Here is a 19523-nt window from a genome sequence, read left to right as displayed (position 1 = left end):
GTCGTAGAGCTTGATGGTCACGCGGCGGCCCTCGCGGTGCCGAAGCGCATGCCGCGCTCGCGCAGCCAGCGGCGGTAAGTGACGGAGGTGGTGTCGCCGCGCGTGGGCGTTTCGGCGCGGCCTTCGAGCGGCATGCGCTTGAAGGCGTGGTTCTCCAGAATGGGCTTGTCCTGCCCGAAGATCGTGTGCTGGAACGCGATGAGCTCGGCGTCGGTCGACACGTCGTCGAAATAGGCGAGCAGCGTGTGGGCGATGACGTGCTCGTCGTCCACGGGCTGCAGGAACAGGCCGATGGCGTCGAGCTTGTCGGGCCGGTGGCTCGACTTGTAGAGCATGGCCGAGAAGGGCTGCATCACGCGGTACTTGTAGAACACCTCGCTGCCCGTGTCGTGGGCGGCCGAGGCGCGCGGCTGCCAGAAGCGGCAGTCGGTGGCCCAGATCTCGTCGGTGGCGGCATCGACCTCGACGTTGTACTTGGCGACTTCGGTGTGCGGCACCTTGCCGAGGTAGTCGGGGTGCACGAAGGGAAAGTGCGCCATGTCCAGGAAGTTCTCGATCACGCGCAGGCCCGACACGGCCACGCCGAGTCCGCCGCAATCGACGAGGCGGCGACCGGGCTCTTCGTGCTCGGGGAAGGCGAACAGCGGCCGTGCGGGGCGGCCGCTGGGACAGACCCAGAGGAAGCCGTAGCGCGATTGAACGGTCAGCGCGTCGTTGCCGAGAAGGGCGTGTGGCGTGCCGTCGGCATCGGCGTGCAGGTGCAGGGTTTCGCCGAGCAGCCGTGTCGTGCGGGGCAAGCCGCCGGCGGGGCCGACGACGAGCCAGTCGTCGAGCATGTTGGGATCGTCGGTGACGAAGGGCATGTTTTTTCTTTCTTCTTTTCAGTGCGATGACGCGGCTTCGATGGCGCTGCGCAGCTGGCGCGCTGCGAGGTGCACCCGGGCCATTGCGTCGGAGCCGGGGGCTGCGTCGGTCCACAGGTGCAGGAAGCTCAACTGCGGCTGGGCGTCGAGCAGCAGCGCGGCGACGGGCGATTCGCCCAGCGTGCCTTGCCATGCATCGGGCGTTGCTGCCGATGTGAAGCCGTGCTGCGCCAGCGCATCGCGCACCTCGGACGCGGCCACGCGCAGCGTCAGCGTGCGGGCGAGGTGCCAGTCGGCGGGAACGACATCGGCCAGTTCAGCCGGCGCCGGCGGGCCATCGGCTGCAAGGCGCACCCACAGCATGCCCGCGGCATCCGCCGTGGCGAACACCTTGGCGCAGACATTGCGCGGCGCCTGCATGGCCGGGTGTGCCGGGATGCGCACGCACGCGCCGCTGCCGGCCTCGTACTGCCAGCCGTGGTACGCGCAGGCCAGGCGGTCGCCGCCGGTCACCTGGCCGAGCGTGAAGCGCACGCTGCGGTGCGGGCAGCGGTTCTCCCAGGCCTGGGGTGAGCCATCGGCCGCGCGCCACAGCGCGAGCTCCTGGCCTTGCGCAAAGCCGGCGACGATGTTGGCGCCGGCGCGCACCTCGGCGGAGGGAGCGACGGGGTGCCAGGCCTGTGATACGGCGGAAGGATTCATGGGTCTTTGATCGTGGGGGCAGCGAGAAAGGGTGCCGCAAACCGGCATAGCATCGGCCATGCCCTTGTCGGCGGTGCCGCCTACCGTAGCGTGTCCGCCGCACCGATGAAAGCCCCATGCCAAGACGCTCCTTTTCATTCCTGCAACGACGACGCCCACCGCGGTGGCATTCATGAGCGCCGGGCGCATCGACCTCGCGCTGGTCGAGGCCTTCGTGCTCGTGATGAAGAGCGGCAGCCTCACCAAGGCCGAGAGCCTGTCGGGCGTGTCGAAGGCGACGCTGAGCCGCCAGCTCACACGGCTGGAGGAACTGCTGGGCGCCCAGCTGCTGCTGCGCAGCTCGCGCCGCATCGCGCCGACGGAGGCCGGGCGTGCGTTCTTCGCACGTTGCGAGGGGCTGCTCGGGGAGGTGAGCGGCCGGCTGGAAACGGCGCGCACCGAGGTGCAGGAGCTCACGGGCGGGGTGTCGGGGCGGCTCACGCTGCTGTCCGACACGCAGTTCAGCACCTCCTTCGTCTGCCATGTGGTGCGGATCTTTCTCGAATCGCACCCGAACGTGCGCTGCCAGCTCGACGTGGCGAACGGGGTGCAGGCCCCGCAGATCGGCGAGGTCGATTGCTATGTCGGCTCGGCGCCACCCGATTTGCCGGACCTGGTCGCCAAGCTGCTGGGCCGGCTGGCCTACGGTCTGTACGCGAGCCCGCAGTACCTGGCGCGGCACGGCACGCCGCAGACGCCCGAGGCGCTGGCGCAGCACCGGATGATCGCGATGCGCGAGCCGTCGGGGCCACCGTCGCCGCTGCGGCTGGTGTCGCAGCAGGCCTCGGGCCGCCATGTGGTGCGCACGGAGCCGGCCTTCGAGACCAACGACCACTGGGTGATGAAGACCTTCTGCATCGACGGCCTGGGCATTGCGCCGCTGCCGGTGTTCTTTGCGGGCCCCGAAGTGGCGCAGGGCGTGCTGGTGCCGGTGCTGCCGCAGTGGCCGCCGGAGGCGCGGCGGCTGTACTGCGCCTACCAGCGGCAGCGCTACATGGGGCAGAAGCTGCGCGCGTTCGTCGACCTGATGGCGCGCTGCGTGGCGGACATCGGCTCGTACAACCACTACGTGGGCTCGACTGCTGCGGTGTCGCCTTCGGCACGGCGGGCGCGGCCGGCGGCGCGCCCATAATCTTGGCCATCTGCCGGCATCCGGTTGCTTCCTTCACCGATCCATCATGAAGAAAATCCTCGTTCTCAACGGCCCCAACCTCAACCTGCTCGGCACGCGCGAGCCCGAACAGTACGGCCGCGACACGCTCGCCGACGTGGAGCGGCTGTGCCATGAAACGGGTGCCAAGCTCGGCGTGGCAATCGAATGCCGCCAGTCGAACCACGAAGGCGTGCTGATCGACTGGGTGCAGGAGGCAGGCCGCGAGGTGGCCGCCGGCAACATGCTGGGCGTGGTGATGAACCCGGGTGCCTACACCCACACGTCGATCGCGCTGCACGACGCCATCAAGGGCGCGAGCGTGCCGCTGATCGAGCTGCACATCTCGAACGTGCATGCACGCGAAGAGTTTCGCCACAAGTCGTACATCTCGCCCGCGGCGCGCGGGATCATCGTGGGGCTGGGGGTGAAGGGCTACACGCTGGCCATCGCCGCGCTGGTGCCCTGACCCTTTCCTCAGTAGTTCTGCTTGGGCGCAGCAGCCTTCCAGCTGCGGCTGACCCGGCCGCCGCTGTCGACGCTTTCCAGGTGCACGTCGAAGCCCCAGAGCCTTGCGACGTGCTTCAGCACTTCTTCGGCGCTGTCGTTCAGCGGCAGGTTGTTGCGCTGCGTGTGGCGCAGCGTGAGCGAGCGGTCGCCGCGCGTGGCGACGCTCCAGACCTGGATGTCGGGCTCGCGGTTGCCGATGTCGTACTGGCGTGACAGCGATTCGCGCAGCGCCTGGTAGCCGCTGTCGTCGTGGATGGCCGACACCTCGAGCTCCGATTCGCTCTGGTAGTCGCGGATGGCGAACAGGCGGAAATCGCGCATCGTCTTCGGGCTCAGGAACTGGCCGACGAAGCTCTCGTCCTTGAAGTTGCGCATGGCGTAGTCGAGCGTCTTCACCCAGTCGGTGCCCGCGTAGTCGGGGAACCAGCGGCGGTCTTCTTCGGTCGGCTTCTCGCAGACGCGGCGCAGGTCGGTGAACATCTTGAAGCCCAGCGCATACGGGTTGATGCCGCTGTACGCACGGTGGCCCACGGGCGGCTGGAACACCACGCTCGTGTGCGAGCTGAGCCATTCCATCATGAAGCCGTCGTCCAGCTGGCCGCGGTCGTACATGGTGTTGAGCAGCGTGTAGTGCCAGAAGGTGGCCCAGCCTTCGTTCATGACCTGGGTCTGGCGCTGCGGGTAGAAGTACTGCGCGATCTTGCGCACGATGCGCACCACCTCGCGCTGCCACGGTTCGAGCAGGGCGGCGTTCTTCTCGATGAAATAGAGCAGGTTCTCCTGCGGCTCCGACGGAAAGCGGCGTGCGGCTTCGGCTTCCGACTCGGTGGCCTGTTCGCTCTTGCGAGGTAGCGTGCGCCACAGGTCGTTCACCTGCTGCTGCATGTGGCGCTCGCGGTCGGCGCGCTGCGCGCTTTCCTGGGCCAGCGAGCGCTTCTGCGGACGGCGGTAGCGGTCGACGCCGTAGTTCATGAGCGCATGGCAGGAGTCGAGCAGGTCTTCCACGGCATCGAGGCCGTGGCGCTCCTCGCACTCGGCGATGTAGTGCCGCGCGTAGACGAGGTAGTCGATGATCGACGACGCGTCGGTCCACATGCGGAACAGGTAGTTGCCCTTGAAGAAGCTGTTGTGCCCGTAGGCCGCATGCGCAATCACCAGGGCCTGCATGGCCATGGTGTTTTCTTCCATGAGGTAGGCAATGCACGGATCGGAGTTGATGACGATCTCGTAGGCCAGTCCCATGTGGCCGCGCTTGTAGTTCTTCTCGGTGGAGATGAACTGCTTGCCGTACGACCAGTGCCTGTAGATCATGGGCATGCCCACGCTGGCGTAGGCGTCCATCATCTGCTCGGCCGTGATCACCTCGAGCTGGTTCGGGTAGGTGTCCAGGCCGAAGCTCCTCGCGGTCTTCGCGATCTCGGTGTGGTACGTCTCGATGAGCTCGAAGGTCCAGTCGGACGGGCTGGGCAGGCGCTCCAGGCGGGAGGTGGGTAGGTCGGTGCTGCGCGGCAGGACGGGGGCACCGGGAGGGCGTTCGGTGGTGGTGATCATGCGGGCACCCCTTCCTTCTTGAACAGGTCGCGGAACACCGGGTAGATGTCTTGTGCGTCCGACACCTTGCGCATCGCGAAGTTGGGCGCGACGCCCTCGAGCTGCTGGTACTCCTGCCACAGGTTCTGCTCGGTCTCGGCCACCTGCACGTAGGCGTAGTAGCGCACCACGGGCAGGATGTTGTCGACCAGCAGCTCGCGGCAGCGGCCGCTGTCCTGGTGCCAGTTGTCGCCGTCGCTGGCCTGGGCGCCGTACACGTTCCACTCGCCGCTGGCGTAGCGGGCCTTGATGATCTCGTCCATGAGCACCAGCGCGCTCGACACCACGGTGCCGCCGGTTTCGGTCGCGTGAAAGAACTCTTCCTCGGTCACCTCTTGTGCCTGCGTGTGGTGGCGCAGGAACACGAGGTCGATGCGCTCGTAGTGCCGCGTGAGAAACAGGTACAGCAGCATGAAGAAGCGCTTGGCCATGTCCTTGCGCGCCTCGTCCATCGAGCCCGACACGTCCATGAGGCAGAACATCACGGCCTTGGCGCTGGGCACGGGCGTCTTCACGCGGTTGCGGTAGCGCAGGTCGATCGGGTCGATGTAGGGCACGTGCCGCATGGTGCGGCGCAGCTCGGCGATGAGCTCCTCGGTCTCGCGGATTTCCTTCTGGATCAGCGCCGTCTCGGCCTGCGGATGCGCCTTCAGCACCAGCAGGTGCGCCTCCAGGCGCTTGAGCTCCTTGCGCGGTTCGCCGCCCAGCGCAATGCGTCGCGCGAGCGCGCCGCGCATGGAGCGCACCACGTGCAGGTTGTTGGGCGTGCCGTCGCTCGTGAAGCCGGCGCGATGGCTCTTCCACTCGGGCACTTCGGCGATCTGGGTGCGAACGAGGTGCGGCAGCGCCAGGTCGTCGAAAAAGACGCGCATGAACTCCTCGCGCGTGAGGCGAAAGACGAAGTCGTCCTCGCCTTCGCCACTGTCGCTCGCTTCGCCGCTGCCCGAGCCGCCGCCGCCTTGGCCCTCCGGGCGCGCGATGCGGTCGCCCTTGAGGTACTCCTGGTTGCCGGGGTGCACATACTCGCGGTCGCCGCCGCGCGCATGGCCGAACACCGGCTCCGAGACATCGTGGCGCGGCAGGGTCACGTCTTCGCCTTGCTCCAGTTCGCGGATGTTGCGCCCACTGACCGCGCGCCGCACCGCCTCCTGGATCTGCCCCTTGTAGCGCCGAAGAAAGCGCTCGCGGTTGCCGATGGACTTGTTCTTGCCCGAGAGCCGACGATCGATGATCTGCTGCAGGATGGCCACGATGTTTTCAAAGCTCCTTGCAAAACGGTGGGCGGTGCGATGGTTAGGTCCGTCGCACGCGCCCGTTGTTCCCGCTGTCCGCTACGAACTCTTGCGTACGCGCAGGTACCACTCGCAGAGCAGGCGCACCTGCTTGGCCGTGTAGCCCTTCTCGACCATGCGGGTCACGAAGTCTTCGTGCTTCTTCTGCTCGTCGGCGCTGCTCTTGGTGTTGAAACTGATCACCGGCAGCAGCTCTTCGGTGTTCGAGAACATCTTCTTCTCGATGACTGCGCGCAGCTTCTCGTAGCTGGTCCACGCCGGGTTGCGCCCCGCGTTGCCGGCCCGTGCGCGCAGCACGAAGTTGACGATCTCGTTGCGGAAGTCCTTCGGGTTGCCGATGCCGGCGGGCCGCTCGATCTTCTCGAGTTCGGCGTTGAGCGAGGCGCGGTCGAACACTTCGCCGGTGTCCACGTCGCGGAACTCCTGGTCCTGGATCCAGTAGTCGGCGTAGGTCACGTAGCGGTCGAAGATGTTCTGGCCGTACTCGCTGTAGCTTTCCAGGTAGGCGGTCTGGATCTCTTTGCCGATGAACTCGGCATAGCGCGGCGCCAGCAGCTCCTTGATGTAGCTGATGTACTTCTGCTCGGTTTCCGGCGGAAACTGCTCGCGCTCGATCTGCTGCTCGAGCACATACATCAGGTGCACCGGGTTGGCGGCCACCTCGGTGCTGTCGAAGTTGAACACCTTGGAGATGATCTTGAAGGCGAAACGCGTCGACACACCGCTCATGCCTTCGTCGACGCCCGCGTAGTCGCGGTACTCCTGGATCGACTTGGCCTTGGGGTCGGTGTCTTTCAGGTTCTCGCCGTCGTACACCTGCATCTTGCTGAAGGTGCTGGAATTCTCGGGCTCCTTCAGGCGCGTGAGCACCGACAGCTGCGCCATCATGCGCAAGGTGCCGGGCGCGCACGGGGCCTTGGCCAGCGAGGAGTTGCGCACCAGCTTCTCGTAGATCTTGATCTCTTCAGAGGCGCGCAGGCAGTACGGCACCTTGACGATGTAGATCCGGTCGAGGAAAGCCTCGTTGTTCTTGTTGTTGCGGAACGCCTTCCACTCGCTCTCGTTGCTGTGCGCCAGCACGATGCCGTCGAAGGGAATGGCGCCGAAGCCTTCGGTGCCCTTGAAGTTGCTTTCCTGCGTGGCCGTGAGCAGCGGGTGCAGCACCTTGATGGGCGCCTTGAACATTTCCACGAACTCGAGCAGGCCCTGGTTGGCCAGGCACAGGCCGCCGGAGTAGGCGTAGGCGTCGGGGTCGTCCTGGGCGTAGGTTTCGAGCTTGCGGATGTCGACCTTGCCGACCAGCGAGGAGATGTCCTGGTTGTTCTCGTCGCCCGGCTCGGTCTTGGCGACCGCGATCTGGCGCAGCACCGAGGGGTAGCGCTTGACCACCTTGAACTGGCGGATGTCGCCGCCGTACTCCTCGAGCCGCTTCACGGCCCAGGGCGACAGGATGCGGTTCAGGTAGCGCACGGGGATGCCGAACTCCTTCTCGAGGATCTCACCGTCCTCGAGGGTGTCGAACAGTCCCAGGGGCGATTCGTTCACCGGGGAGCCGTGGATCGCATAGAAGGGCACGTGCTCCATGAGCTGCTTCAGGCGCTCGGCGATCGAGCTCTTGCCGCCGCCGACGGGGCCCAGCAGGTAAAGGATTTGCTTCTTTTCTTCCAGGCCCTGCGCGGCGTGGCGGAAATAGGACACCACCTGCTCGATGGCATCTTCCATGCCATAGAACTCCTTGAACGCCGGATAGATCTTGATGACTTTGTTCGCGAAGATCCGCGAAAGACGGGGGTCATTGCGGGTATCTACCAGTTCCGGTTCGCCAATGGCCTGAAGCATTCGTTCGGAGGCCGTTGCATATGCCGTCGGATCGCGTTTGCAGATATCCAGATATTCCTGCAGCGAGAGAACTTCCTCGCGGGTGCGTTCGTAGCGGGCTGCAAAGTTGCTGATCACGTCCATGGTCGCGCCTCCTTAGGTCGGCGGGGCTTTTGACCCCGATGCCTACAGCCAGAGACTGCGTCGCTCCTCTTGGAAGAGGGGCCCCGCCCATGGCCGTATGCCGTGGAAAACTCCCTTACACACTGTCTACTGAATCGGTTCAATCAGCATAAAGCAAAGAAAGAACCAGGCAAATGTTTTATTTATTCTGAACCCCTCTCGCAAGTAAAGTTCCTCGAAAAATGCGCAACTGCTTTTGGCGTTTCTGCTAAATTGAAAAGCTCGCGCTCGCGTAATTGTCCCCGGATGAAATGACTATGCCGAATGGCTATCGTCCTCATTGCAATTCTCCGGCGAACAGGTTTCCTAATTGAACCCGGGTTCAATAAAGCCGATGCCTTTCATCAATAACGCACGACCTGTCGTTTGGTTTATTGCATATCCAAAAAAAGATTAAAGCAATCCCCGCGCCACTTCCACAGCGGGTGGCTGGCGCATGCAAACGTGGGAAGAAAGCGCGGGCGCCGGTCGGCGCGTTCCGCAACGGTGCGGGGAGCACCGTTCGCGTGCCTGGCGCGCCACCGGAAGGCGGCGGCGGCCGAAAGAGGGCACGCTGCGGGCCGACAGGGCGTCGGCCCGGCGCTGACGAAGGCCGTCAGCGCGTCAGCAGCAATATCAGCTGAAGAATTCCTTGGCCTTGTCGAACCAGCCCTTGTCGGTCGGGCTGTGTTTCTCGCCCCCCTTCTTGAGCGATTCGTCGAGTTCCTTGAGCAGCTTGCGCTGGTGCTCGGTGAGCTTCACCGGCGTTTCCACGCGCACGTGGCAGTACAGGTCGCCCGGGTAGCTCGAACGCACGCCCTTGATGCCCTTGCCGCGCAGGCGGAACTGCTTGCCGCTCTGCGTGCCGTCGGGAATGTCGATGGCGGCCGCGCCCTTGAGCGTGGGCACGTTGATCTCGCCGCCGAGCGCCGCCGTGGTGACGCTCACGGGCACCACGCAGTGCAGGTCGTCGCCGTCGCGCTCGAACAGGTCGTGCTTCTTGAGGCGGATCTCGATGTACAGGTCGCCGGGCGGCCCGCCGTTGGTGCCGGGCTCGCCGTTGCCGGTGCTGCGGATGCGCATGCCGTCGTCGATGCCGGCCGGAATCTTCACTTCGAGCGTCTTGTTGTTCTTGATCTTGCCCTGGCCGTGGCACACGGTGCAGGGGTCGGGAACGATCTTGCCGCTGCCGTGGCAGGTCGGGCAGGTCTGCTGCACGCTGAAGAAGCCCTGGCGCATCTGCACCGCGCCCGCGCCGTGGCAGGTGGTGCAGGTGATGGGCTTGGTGCCGGGCTTGGCGCCCGAGCCGTGGCAGGTGCCGCAGTCGTCCCAGCTCGGAATGCGGATCTGGGCGTCCTTGCCCTCGGCGGCTTCCTCGAGCGTGACTTCCATCGCATAGCTCAGGTCGCTGCCGCGGAACACCTGGCGTCCGCTGCTGGTGCGGCCGCGGCCGCCACCGCCGAACACGTCGCCGAAGATGTCGCCGAAGGCTTCCGCGAAACCGCCGAAGCCTTCCGCGCCCGGGCCGCCGCGCATGTTGGGGTCGACGCCGGCATGGCCGTACTGGTCGTAGGCGGCGCGCTTCTGGCCGTCCGACAGCATTTCGTACGCTTCCTTGACCTCCTTGAACTTGGCCTCGGCGTCCTTGCTGGTGTCGCCGTGGTTGCGGTCGGGGTGGTGCTTCATCGCGAGCTTGCGATAAGCCTTCTTGATTTCGTCCTCGTTGGCGTTCTTGGGAACGCCGAGGGTTTCGTAGTAGTCGCGTTTGGTGGCCATGTCAGCAGATTCGGTCGGGCGGCAGGAACTCGGGGAACTGGAAGCGAGAAAGGCTGGAGCACCTGTTCAGGTGTTCCAGCCTTGTGCAAGGGACTGAAGATCAGCCCTTCTTGACTTCCTTGACTTCGGCGTCGACCACGTTGTCGTCGGCCTGCGCGCTGGCGGAGGCTTCGGAACCTGCCGGGCCACTGGCTGCCGAAGCGCTGGCCGCGGCGGCCTGCGATTCGGCATACATCTTCTCGCCGAGCTTCTGGCTCGCGGTCATCAGCGTGTTGGTCTTTTCCTCGATCACGGCCTTGTCTTCACCCTTGAGGGCTTCTTCGACGTCCTTGATCGCGGCTTCGATCGCGTCCTTCTCGGCGGCTTCGAGGCTGGCCCCGTGCTCGCCGAGCGACTTCTTCACGCTGTGCACCATGGCTTCGCCCTGGTTGCGGGCCTGCACGAGTTCGAGCTTCTTCTTGTCTTCGTCGGCGTTGAGCTCGGCGTCCTTCACCATCTTCTGGATCTCGTCTTCGCTCAAGCCCGAGTTCGCCTTGATGGTGATCTTGTTTTCCTTGCCGGTGCCCTTGTCCTTGGCGCCGACGTGCAGGATGCCGTTGGCGTCGATGTCGAAGCTCACCTCGATCTGCGGCGTGCCGCGCGATGCCGGCGGAATGCCCTCGAGGTTGAACTCGCCCAGGGCCTTGTTGCCCGAAGCGATTTCACGCTCGCCCTGGAACACCTTGATCGTCACGGCCGGCTGGTTGTCTTCGGCGGTCGAGAAGGTCTGCGCGAACTTCGTCGGGATCGTGGTGTTCTTCGTGATCATCTTGGTCATCACGCCACCCATGGTCTCGATGCCCAGCGACAGCGGGGTCACGTCGAGCAGCAGCACGTCCTTGCGGTCACCTGAGAGCACTTGCCCTTGAATGGCGGCGCCGACAGCCACGGCTTCGTCGGGGTTCACGTCCTTGCGCGGCTCCTTGCCGAAGAAGGCCTTCACCTTTTCCTGCACCTTGGGCATGCGGGTCATGCCGCCGACCAGGATCACGTCGTTGATGTCGTTCACGCTGATGCCGGCATCCTTGATGGCCAGGCGGCAAGGCGCGATGGTGCGCTCGACCAGCTCGTCGACCAGGCTCTCGAGCTTGGCGCGGGTGAGCTTGATGTTCAGGTGCTTCGGACCCGATGCATCGGCCGTGATGTACGGCAGGTTGATGTCGGTCTGCGCGCTGTTCGACAGCTCGATCTTGGCCTTTTCAGCGGCTTCCTTCAGGCGTTGCAGGGCGAGCACGTCCTTGCCCAGGTCAACGCCTTGTTCCTTTTTGAACTCGCCGATGATGTAGTCGATGATGCGCTGGTCGAAGTCTTCGCCGCCCAGGAAGGTGTCGCCGTTGGTCGACAGCACTTCGAACTGCTTTTCGCCGTCGACGTCCGCGATTTCGATGATCGACACGTCGAAGGTGCCGCCGCCCAGGTCATACACGGCGATCTTGCGGTCGGCCTTGTCCTGCTTGTCCAGGCCGAAGGCCAGGGCCGCAGCGGTGGGTTCGTTGATGATGCGCTTGACGTCCAGGCCCGCGATGCGGCCGGCGTCCTTGGTGGCCTGGCGCTGTGCGTCGTTGAAGTACGCCGGCACCGTGATCACGGCTTCGGTGATGGTTTCGCCGAGGTAGTCTTCGGCGGTCTTCTTCATCTTGCGCAGGATGTCGGCGCTGACCTGCTGCGGGGCCATCTTCTTGCCGCGCACTTCCACCCATGCGTCGCCGTTGTCGGCCTTGGCGATGGTGTAGGGCATCAGGTCGATGTCCTTCTGGACTTCCTTTTCCTCGAACTTGCGGCCGATCAGGCGCTTGATCGCGTACAGCGTGTTCTTGGGGTTGGTGACGGCCTGGCGCTTGGCCGAGGCACCGACCAAGACTTCACCGTCTTCCTGGTACGCGACGATCGACGGCGTGGTGCGGGCACCTTCCGAGTTCTCGATCACACGCGTGGTGTTGCCTTCCATGATCGACACGCACGAGTTGGTGGTGCCGAGGTCGATGCCGATGATCTTTGCCATGTTCTTACTCCTGAAATTCGGAAAAATATGTTGTTATGAACTTGTGGATAACCCGGCGTGATTCAAGGGATGACGCGGGGATTTCCTGTGGGAATCTTGTGGGCCGATGCCGCTTTTGCTTTTACTTGGGCGCGGCCACGGTGACCAGCGCCGGGCGCAGCACGCGCTCGTTGATGGTGTAGCCCTTCTGCAGCAGGCCGACCACGGTGTTGGCTTCCTGATCGGCGGGCACCATCGAGATGGCCTGGTGCAGGTGCGGGTCGAACTTGTCGCCGGCGGCGGGGGCCACTTCGATCACCTTGTTGCGTTCGAGCGCGCTCTTGAGCTGGCGCAGCGTGGCTTCGGCGCCTTCGCGGATCTGCTCGGGTGTGGCGTCCTTGATGGCCAGGCCCGCTTCGAGGCTGTCGGTCACCGGCAGCAGGCTCTCGGCAAAGGCTTCGACCGCGAACTTGCGGGCCTTGGTGATCTCGTCGTCGGCGCGGCGGCGGGCGTTCTGCACGTCGGCTTGGGCGCGCAGGTACTGGTCGGCCAGTTCGACGTTCTTGGCCTGCAGGGCAGCCAGCTCGCCTTGTGCCACGGCCAGGGCGTCGAGCGCCTCGGCTTCGTTGGCGGCGTGCGCGGCCTCCAGTTCTTCGGGACTGGGCTCGCCTTGCAGCATTTGAGAATTCTGTGCGGATTGTTGCGGGTCAGACATTTTTCAAAGAACCGGCGTGCGCCGGAAAACAAACACAGCCAGCCACTTGGGGCTGGTCTAGGGCTTTTCAAGCGTAAAAATGCGGCCAAAACGGCCGCAAGAGGGGGCGAAGTGACTTTCGCGAGAGACACCGCGGAACCGGCTTTGCCGGGCCGCTGGTGTCGCCCCCGGTAGGGGGTTGGCGCAGCGGACACGAAGTGCCGCGCAGCCTGGGGGCGAGCTAAATCAATGTGCGTCGAGGAGTTCGACGTCGAACTTCAGGGTGGCGTTCGGGGGGATCACGCCGCCGGCGCCGCGGGCACCGTAGCCCAGCGCAGCGGGGATGATCAGCGTGCGCTTGCCGCCGATCTTCATGCCGGCGACGCCTTCGTCCCAGCCCTTGATGACCTGGCCGGCGCCCAGCGAGAACGCGAAGGGGTCGTTGCGGTCGCGGCTGGAGTCGAACTTGGCGCCTTGCACGCCGTCGTTGAAGAGCCAGCCGGTGTAGTGCACATGCACGTGCTGGCCGGCCTTGGCTTCAGCGCCGGTGCCGACTTCGGTGTCTTCGTATTGCAGGCCGGAGGGGGTGGTGGGCATGGGAAACGCTCCTTGCGTCGATGAAAGGGGAGAGGAATCGGAGCCGCGGAGTTTACCGAGGCTCGAACGGCCCCCGCGTCAGCCCTGGCTGCCGGAGCCGGACGGCGTCGTGGCGGGAGGTGCTGCGTCGGGTGCGGAAGGCGCGGGCGTCACAGGTGCGGGCGCCTCGGCAGAGGCCGGCTGAGCGGCGGCCGGCCCCGCGGCCTTCTTGTTCTGCCCCAACTGCCATTTGGCGGCGAAGGCCTGCAGGTCGGACAGGCGCTTGAGCAGGTCCTGCCCGCTCAGCGTGAGGCAGTAGCCGTCGCTGCCGTGGCTCACGACGCCGGCTTCGCGCAACTCTTTGATGCGGGTGTTGAGGGTGTTGGGAGTGATGCCGCCGACGCTGTCCTGCAGCAGCCGGAAGGTTTGGGCGTGGCCGTCGCGCAGGGCCCAGAGCACACGCAGTGCGTAGCGGGCTTCGAGCAGGGCGAGCAACTGGCTGATGGCTGCGTTTTCCTTGGTACTCATCGACATCATCTCCTCGAAGCTGGGCGGACCGTCGGCCGGGGGCGGGCCGGGGCGGCGCACTCTTGTTTGTGATTGGTCGTCATGGACCGTCTGACTGGCCGACGACTATAGCGCGAAGGATCAGGATGCTACTGGTTTTATAGCTGTGCAGGCATGCAGCATGCGGGTTTCGAGACAAAGCCTCACAAATCAGGCGTAGTTGGCCATGGCTTCGCCCAGGCGGATCGCGCGGGTGGGCGACCAGTCCGGGTTGAAGGCCAGCGCGGGCGCCGGGAACAGCATGACGACGGTGGAGCCGAGCAAGAACCGGCCCATCTCGTCGCCCTTCTTGATGTCGATCTGCTGGTCGTTGTAGTGCCACTCGCGCAGCTCGCCCACGCGCGGCGGGTTGACCACGCCGTGCCACACGGTGGCCATGCTGCCCACGATGGTGGCGCCCACGAGCACGAGCACGAAGGGGCCGTTGGCCGATTCGAAGACGCACACCACGCGTTCGTTGCGCGCGAACAGGCCGGGCACGCCGCGCGCGGTGGTCGGGTTGACCGAGAACAGGTCGCCGGGCACATGGATCATGCGCACCAGGCGCCCGTCGCAGGGCATGTGGATGCGGTGGTAGTCCTTGGGGCTCAGGTACAGCGTGGCAAAGCTGCCGTGCGCGAACTTGGCGGCCAGCGCCGCGTCGCCGCCGACCAGCGCGGTGGTCGTGTAGTTGTGGCCCTTGGCCTGGAAGATCTGGTCGCCCTCGATGGCGCCGAACTGGCTGATGGCGCCGTCCACGGGGCAGACGAGGTCGGCCTGCGCGAGCGGGCGCATGCCGGGCTTGAGGGCGCGCGTGAAGAACTGGTTGAAGCTCTTGTAGTGATGGATGTCGGACTCGAGCGCTTCGCCCATGTCGACGCCGTACTTGGCAACGAAGCGGCGAATGATCCAGGTGGTGACCGCGCCTCGTTCCTTGCCTGCGACCCAGCCGGCGAAATTGGTCAGGGCCTGCTTGGGGAACAGGTATTGGGGCAGAACTGCGGAGCGATCGGACACGTTGTGAAGGGCCTGGAATGCGGAATCGGACGGGCATTCTATAAAGCGCTTCCCTCGGGGAGCGTAGGAAGCTTCCCTTGGTTCGCGAGGGTCCGCTCTTTGCGGGGCACGCGCCCGGTGGGCGGTGCGGTGCGGGCGGCCCCACTGTGCCGGCCGCTGCGCGGCTGCCCTGCGGTGCTCGCGTTTCGCGGGGGCTCGCAGAACTCGCTCCACTTCGTTCCGCTCAGACAGCTGCGAGCCCTGATCCGCGAAACGCTGCGCGCCTCGGCGGCACAGAGGGGCCGCCCGCACCACACCGCCCACCGGGCGCTTGTGGGGGTGTGGATGTTGTCGGGCGCCGCAGCTGAGGGGGCGGGTCAGTCGGCCTTGATGCCTGCGGCCTTGATCACCTGCGCCCACTTCTCCACTTCGGCCTTCTGGAAGGCTGCGATCTGCGCGGTCGTCAGGTCGGCGGGCTCCATGCCGAAGCCCTTGAGCTTGTCCTGCATCTCGGGCGTCGCGAGGATCTTGCGGATCTCGGTGTGCAGGCGCTCGACCACGGGGGCGGGCGCGCCGGCGGGCAGGAAGATCGCCTGCCACGACACCACCTCGAAGTCCTGCAGGCCGGGCACGCCCGACTCGGCGACCGTGGGCACGTCGGGCATCGAGGCCAGGCGCTTGGCCGAGGTGACGGCAATGGCGCGCAGCTTGCCGCTCTGGATGTGCGGGCCGGCCACCACGGTGGTGTCGAACATCATGTCGACCTGTCCGCCGATCACGTCCTGGATCGCCGGGCCGCTGCCCTTGTAGGGGATGTGCGTGAACTTCACGCCCGACTTGAAGCCCAGCAGCTCCAGCGCCAGGTGCTGCGAGGTGCCCGTGCCCGCCGAAGCCGACGAGAGGCCGCCGGTCTTGGCCTTGCTCGCGGCGATCACGTCCTTCAGCGTCTTGTAGGGGCTGGCCTGGTTCACCACCAGCACGACCGGGTTGGTGCCGATGAGCGTCACGGGCGCGAACGACTTCTGCGGGTCGTAGCCCAGCTTGGGGTACAGGCTCACGTTGATGGCGTGCGAGCTGATCGTGCCGCCCACCAGCGTGAAGCCGTCGGGCGCGGCGCGCGCGCCGATCTCGGAGCCCACGCTGCCGCCGGCGCCGCCCTTGTTGTCGATGATCACGCTCGTGCCGAGCGCGGTGCCGAGCCTCTGCCCGATGAGGCGGCCCAGCACGTCGGTGGTGCCGCCCGCGGGGAAGGGCACGAGGTAGGTGATGGCCTTGCCCGTGGGCCAGGTACTGCCGCCCTGCGCGAAGGCGGGCAGGGCCGCGGCGAGCGAAACGGCGAGGGCGGACTGGATGAGTGTGCGGCGTTGCATGGCAGTGTCTCCTTGTCGTGGGGCGTTCACGGCTTGATGTTGAGCTTGGTGATCAGCGCCTTGAAGTAGGCGTTGTCCTTGGCGAGCGTTTCCTTGAACACGGCGCCGTCGGTGTAGACGTAGCCCAGGTTCTGCTTGTCCATCACCTCGTGCATCAGCGGCTCGGCGGCGGTCTTGGCGGTGATCTCGCGCAGCTTGGCCATCACTTCGGGCGGCGTGTTCTTCGGCGCGCCCAGGCCGCGCCACGTGCCGATCGACAGGTCGATGCCGCGCTCCTTCGCGGTCGGGACTTTGTCGAAGCCCTTCACGCGCTTGTCGGCCATCACCATCAGCACCTTGAGCTTGCCGCCCTGCACATGCGTCGTGACTTCGGCGGGGCTCACGGCCACGGCTTCGATGTGGCCGCCCAGCAGCGCCAGCACGGCGGGCGCCGCGCCCTGGTAGGGGATGTGGCCGAACTTGGTGCCGGTCTTGTCTTCGAGCGCGGCGGCGGCCAGGTGCCAGATCGAGCCGTTGCCCGAGTTGCCCACGCGAATGCCCTCGGGCGACTTCTTCGCCGCGGCCAGGAACTCTTCGATCGTGTTCCACGGCGCATCGGCCTTCACGGTGATCGCGGCCGGGTCGGCGTTGAGCTGCGCAATGGGCTGGAAGTCGTCGTAGTTGAACTTGGCCAGGCCCAGGTGCGGCAGCGTGAGCAGCTCCACCGTGAGCACCGCGAGCTTGTAGCCGTCGGGCTTGGCGTTGATCACCTCGGTCCAGCCGATGGCGCCGCCTGCGCCGGGGCGGTTGACGATCACGATGCTCTGCGAGATGTGCTTGCGACTGGCTTCGGAAAACGCGCGCGCCAGCCCGTCGGTGCCGCCGCCGGGCTGGTAGGGCACGAGCAGCTCGATGGTGCGGTTCGGGAAGTCGTTGGCTTGCGCTGCGGCGGGCGCGGCCAGGCCGAGCGAGAGGGCGGCGGTGGCCGAAAGGGCGGCAATGCCGCGGACGAACTGGCTTCTTTGCATGGTGTCTCTGTCTCCGTTGTTGATCTGTGGTGTGGCGCAGGGGAGGGCGCAGGCGTCAGGGCATGTACTGCCCGCCGTTCACCTCGAGCACCTGGCCTGTCACGTAGCCCGAGAGCTGTTCGGACGCGAGGTACAGGAAGGCGCCCACGCATTCGTCGGCCGTGCCCAGGCGCCCCATCGGGATGCCGGTCCTGAAGGTTTCGAGCATCGCGGGCGTCGAGAAGCGGTCCTGGAACGGCGTCTGGATCACGCCGGGCGCCACCGCGTTCACGCGGATGCGGTCGCCCACCAGTTCCCGGGCCAGGCCGTGCGTCGCGGTGCTCACGAAGCCCTTGGCGCCCGCGTACAGGTAGGCACCAGGACCGCCGCCGGTGCGCGCGGCCACCGAGGTCACGTTGATGATGGCGCCGCTGCCTTGCTTGCGCATCTGCGGCACCGTCTCGCGGCAGAAAGCCAGCACCGAGCGCGCGTTGATGTGCATCACTTCGTCGAACAGCGCATCGTCGAATTCGGCGATGGGCATGCGCTTGACCAGGCTGCCGGCGTTGTTCACGAGCACGTCGATGCGGCCGAACTGCGCCGTCGTTTCCTGCACGCAGGCGCGGATCGCGGCCGTGTCGCGCACGTCGGCCTGCAGCGCGAAGGCCGTGCCGCCGGCCGCGCGGATGGTGTCGACCACGCCGTTGGCCGCATCGGCCGAGCTGTTGTAGTGCACCGCCACGCGCATGCCGCGCGCGGCAAAGGCGATGGCCACCGCCGCGCCGATGCCGGTGCTGGCACCGGTGACGAGGGCTGTCTTGTCCTTGAGGTCTTCCATGGATGCTTCCTTTCGATGTCAGGTGACCGGTGCCGGGTTGAACAGCACCAGCGCGTTGTGCAGCTTCCAGTGCTCGGCCCAGGTCTTCTTGCGCCCGCTGGCCACGTCGAGCATCAGGCGGAACATCTCCCAGCCGATGTCCTCGATGCTGGCTTCGCCGTCGGCGATGCGGCCTGCGTTCACGTCCATCAGGTCGTGCCAGCGGCGTGCGAGGTCGCTGCGCGTGGCGACCTTGATCACCGGTACTTCGGCCAGCCCGTAGGGCGTGCCGCGGCCGGTGGTGAACACATGCAGGTTCATGCCCGCTGCGAGTTGCAGCGTGCCGCAGATGAAATCGCTGGCGGGCGTGGCGGCGTAGATCAGGCCCTTCTGCTTCACCTTCTCGCCGGGCGCGAGCACACCGGTGATCGGCGCCGAGCCCGACTTCACGATCGAGCCCATCGCCTTCTCGACGATGTTCGACAGCCCGCCCTTCTTGTTGCCGGGCGTGGTGTTGGCGCTGCGGTCGACGCGGCCTTGGTGCAGGTAGGCGTCGTACCAGGCCATCTCGCGGATCATGGCGTCGGCCACTTCGGGCGTGGACGCGCGCGAGGTGAGCTGGTCGATGCCGTCGCGCACCTCGGTCACTTCCGAGAACATCACGGTGGCGCCCGCGCGCACCAGCAGGTCGGTGCAGAAGCCAACGGCCGGGTTGGCGGTGACGCCCGAAAAAGCGTCGCTGCCGCCGCACTGCACGCCCACGACGAGTTCGCTCGCAGGCACTGTCTCGCGCCGGCGTTTGTTGAGGCGCGCGAGGTGCACATCGGCCTGGCGCATCACCGAATCGATCATCGACATGAAGCCGACGTGCGTATCGTCCTGCAGGCAGACCACGTCGAGATCTTCAGCAGGCGCGCCGCGCTGGTCGGTGATGGGAATGGTGCCGGGCGGCAGCAGCCGCTCAGGCTGCAGCTTCTCGCAGCCCAGGCTCACGACCATCACCTCGCCGCCGAAGTTCGGGTTGAGGCTGATGTTGCGCAGCGTGCGGATCGGCACGATGGCGTCAGGCGCGTCGATGGCGACGCCGCAGCCGTAGGTGTGCTCCAGCGCCACCACGTCATCGACGTTCGGGTACTTCGGCAGCAGCTCGGCCTTGATGCGTTGCACGGCGAACTCGGTCACGCCGGCCACGCACTGCACGGTCTGTGTGATGGCCAGGATGTTGCGCGTGCCCACCGAGCCGTCGGCGTTACGGTAGCCCTCGAAGGTGTAGCCCTCGAGCGGCGGCAGGGCAGGGGGCTTGACGGTCGCGATGGGCAAGCCGTCGAGTTCGGGTGCGACCGGCATGCGCATCACGCGCTCATGCACCCAGCTGCCGCGCGGCAGCGCCTTGAGCGCATAGCCGATCACGACGTTGTAGCGCACGATGGCCGCGCCTTCGGCCAGGTCGGTCAGCGCAACCTTGTGGCCCTGGGGCACGGTGTCGACCAGCACGAGGCCGTCGTTGAAGGCCGTGCCGGCCTTGAGGCCGCCGTCGTTCGCGACGATGGCGACGTTGTCGGCCGCGTGGATGCGGATGTACAGCGGCGGTCGGGTGTTCGCATCGGCCATCGGGA

17 protein-coding genes are annotated in these 19523 nt (G+C 66.0%); 2 read left to right on the top strand and 15 right to left on the bottom strand.

What is annotated here, in order from left to right:
• Positions 1-17: 17 nt before the first annotated feature.
• Positions 18-863, bottom strand: a complete 846-nt coding sequence (locus GFK26_RS29955; RefSeq protein WP_153285158.1) for an aromatic ring-hydroxylating oxygenase subunit alpha — start codon at positions 861-863, stop codon at positions 18-20.
• An 18-nt stretch (positions 864-881) separates the two neighbouring features.
• The gene (locus GFK26_RS29950) at positions 882-1565 is read right to left on the bottom strand and encodes a Rieske (2Fe-2S) protein (protein WP_153285157.1); all 684 of its coding nucleotides are present in this window, start codon (positions 1563-1565) and stop codon (positions 882-884) included.
• 172 nt (positions 1566-1737) lie between these two features.
• Between GFK26_RS29950 and GFK26_RS29945 the strand changes: the two genes are divergently transcribed.
• Together GFK26_RS29945 and aroQ are read left to right on the top strand one after the other, a co-directional pair.
• Positions 1738-2736: a LysR family transcriptional regulator gene (locus tag GFK26_RS29945; RefSeq protein ID WP_153286150.1), complete on the top strand. Its 999-nt coding sequence runs from the start codon at positions 1738-1740 to the stop codon at positions 2734-2736.
• A gap of 46 nt (positions 2737-2782) precedes the next feature.
• Complete coding sequence (gene aroQ / locus GFK26_RS29940) at positions 2783-3223, top strand: type II 3-dehydroquinate dehydratase (protein WP_056582929.1); 441 nt, start codon at positions 2783-2785, stop codon at positions 3221-3223.
• Between the two features lie 8 nt (positions 3224-3231).
• On the opposite strand, the gene GFK26_RS29935 is transcribed toward aroQ, so the two are convergent.
• The 13 genes from GFK26_RS29935 to garD form a co-directional block, all read right to left on the bottom strand.
• Positions 3232-4815 carry a SpoVR family protein gene (locus tag GFK26_RS29935; protein ID WP_228121807.1) on the bottom strand — a complete coding sequence of 528 codons (1584 nt, stop codon included), beginning with the start codon at positions 4813-4815 and terminating at the stop codon, positions 3232-3234.
• Positions 4812-6104 (bottom strand): YeaH/YhbH family protein, encoded by a 1293-nt coding sequence (locus GFK26_RS29930; protein ID WP_153285156.1) that lies wholly within the window; start codon positions 6102-6104, stop codon positions 4812-4814. Before GFK26_RS29930 ends, GFK26_RS29935 begins: the two co-directional genes overlap by 4 nt.
• An 81-nt stretch (positions 6105-6185) precedes the next feature.
• Positions 6186-8108, bottom strand: coding sequence for a PrkA family serine protein kinase (locus GFK26_RS29925; RefSeq protein ID WP_153285155.1), 1923 nt, complete (start codon positions 8106-8108; stop codon positions 6186-6188).
• 654 nt (positions 8109-8762) lie between these two features.
• Positions 8763-9902, bottom strand: a complete 1140-nt coding sequence (gene dnaJ / locus GFK26_RS29920; protein ID WP_095744576.1) for a molecular chaperone DnaJ — start codon at positions 9900-9902, stop codon at positions 8763-8765.
• A 100-nt stretch (positions 9903-10002) separates the two neighbouring features.
• On the bottom strand, positions 10003-11943 hold the full coding sequence (gene dnaK / locus GFK26_RS29915) for a molecular chaperone DnaK (protein ID WP_153285154.1): 1941 nt from the start codon (positions 11941-11943) through the stop codon (positions 10003-10005).
• A 121-nt stretch (positions 11944-12064) separates the two neighbouring features.
• Positions 12065-12601: a nucleotide exchange factor GrpE gene (gene grpE, locus GFK26_RS29910; protein WP_319360339.1), complete on the bottom strand. Its 537-nt coding sequence runs from the start codon at positions 12599-12601 to the stop codon at positions 12065-12067.
• A 261-nt stretch (positions 12602-12862) separates the two neighbouring features.
• Complete coding sequence (locus GFK26_RS29905; RefSeq protein ID WP_056582943.1) at positions 12863-13213, bottom strand: FKBP-type peptidyl-prolyl cis-trans isomerase; 351 nt, start codon at positions 13211-13213, stop codon at positions 12863-12865.
• A gap of 78 nt (positions 13214-13291) precedes the next feature.
• Positions 13292-13720 carry a winged helix-turn-helix transcriptional regulator gene (locus GFK26_RS29900; protein WP_153285153.1) on the bottom strand — a complete coding sequence of 143 codons (429 nt, stop codon included), beginning with the start codon at positions 13718-13720 and terminating at the stop codon, positions 13292-13294.
• A 189-nt stretch (positions 13721-13909) separates the two neighbouring features.
• A complete protein-coding gene (gene asd, locus GFK26_RS29895; protein ID WP_153285152.1) occupies positions 13910-14755 on the bottom strand; it encodes an archaetidylserine decarboxylase in 846 nt (281 codons plus the stop codon).
• Positions 14756-15111: 356 nt separating this feature from the next.
• Positions 15112-16104, bottom strand: a complete 993-nt coding sequence (locus tag GFK26_RS29890; RefSeq protein ID WP_153285151.1) for a Bug family tripartite tricarboxylate transporter substrate binding protein — start codon at positions 16102-16104, stop codon at positions 15112-15114.
• A gap of 26 nt (positions 16105-16130) precedes the next feature.
• Positions 16131-17111 carry a tripartite tricarboxylate transporter substrate binding protein gene (locus GFK26_RS29885; RefSeq protein ID WP_153285150.1) on the bottom strand — a complete coding sequence of 327 codons (981 nt, stop codon included), beginning with the start codon at positions 17109-17111 and terminating at the stop codon, positions 16131-16133.
• A 55-nt stretch (positions 17112-17166) separates the two neighbouring features.
• Entirely contained in the window at positions 17167-17928 is a 762-nt protein-coding gene (locus tag GFK26_RS29880) for an SDR family NAD(P)-dependent oxidoreductase (RefSeq protein ID WP_153285149.1), read from the bottom strand.
• 18 nt (positions 17929-17946) lie between these two features.
• Positions 17947-19518 (bottom strand): galactarate dehydratase, encoded by a 1572-nt coding sequence (garD, locus tag GFK26_RS29875; RefSeq protein WP_153285148.1) that lies wholly within the window; start codon positions 19516-19518, stop codon positions 17947-17949.
• Positions 19519-19523 lie beyond the last annotated feature (5 nt).

The sequence above is a fragment of the Variovorax paradoxus genome, assembly GCF_009498455.1.
GTDB classification, from domain to species: Bacteria; Pseudomonadota; Gammaproteobacteria; order Burkholderiales; family Burkholderiaceae_C; genus Variovorax; species Variovorax paradoxus_H.
The sequence above is the reverse complement of the archived record's forward strand: the minus strand, read 5'-3'. Positions and strand labels throughout refer to the sequence as shown.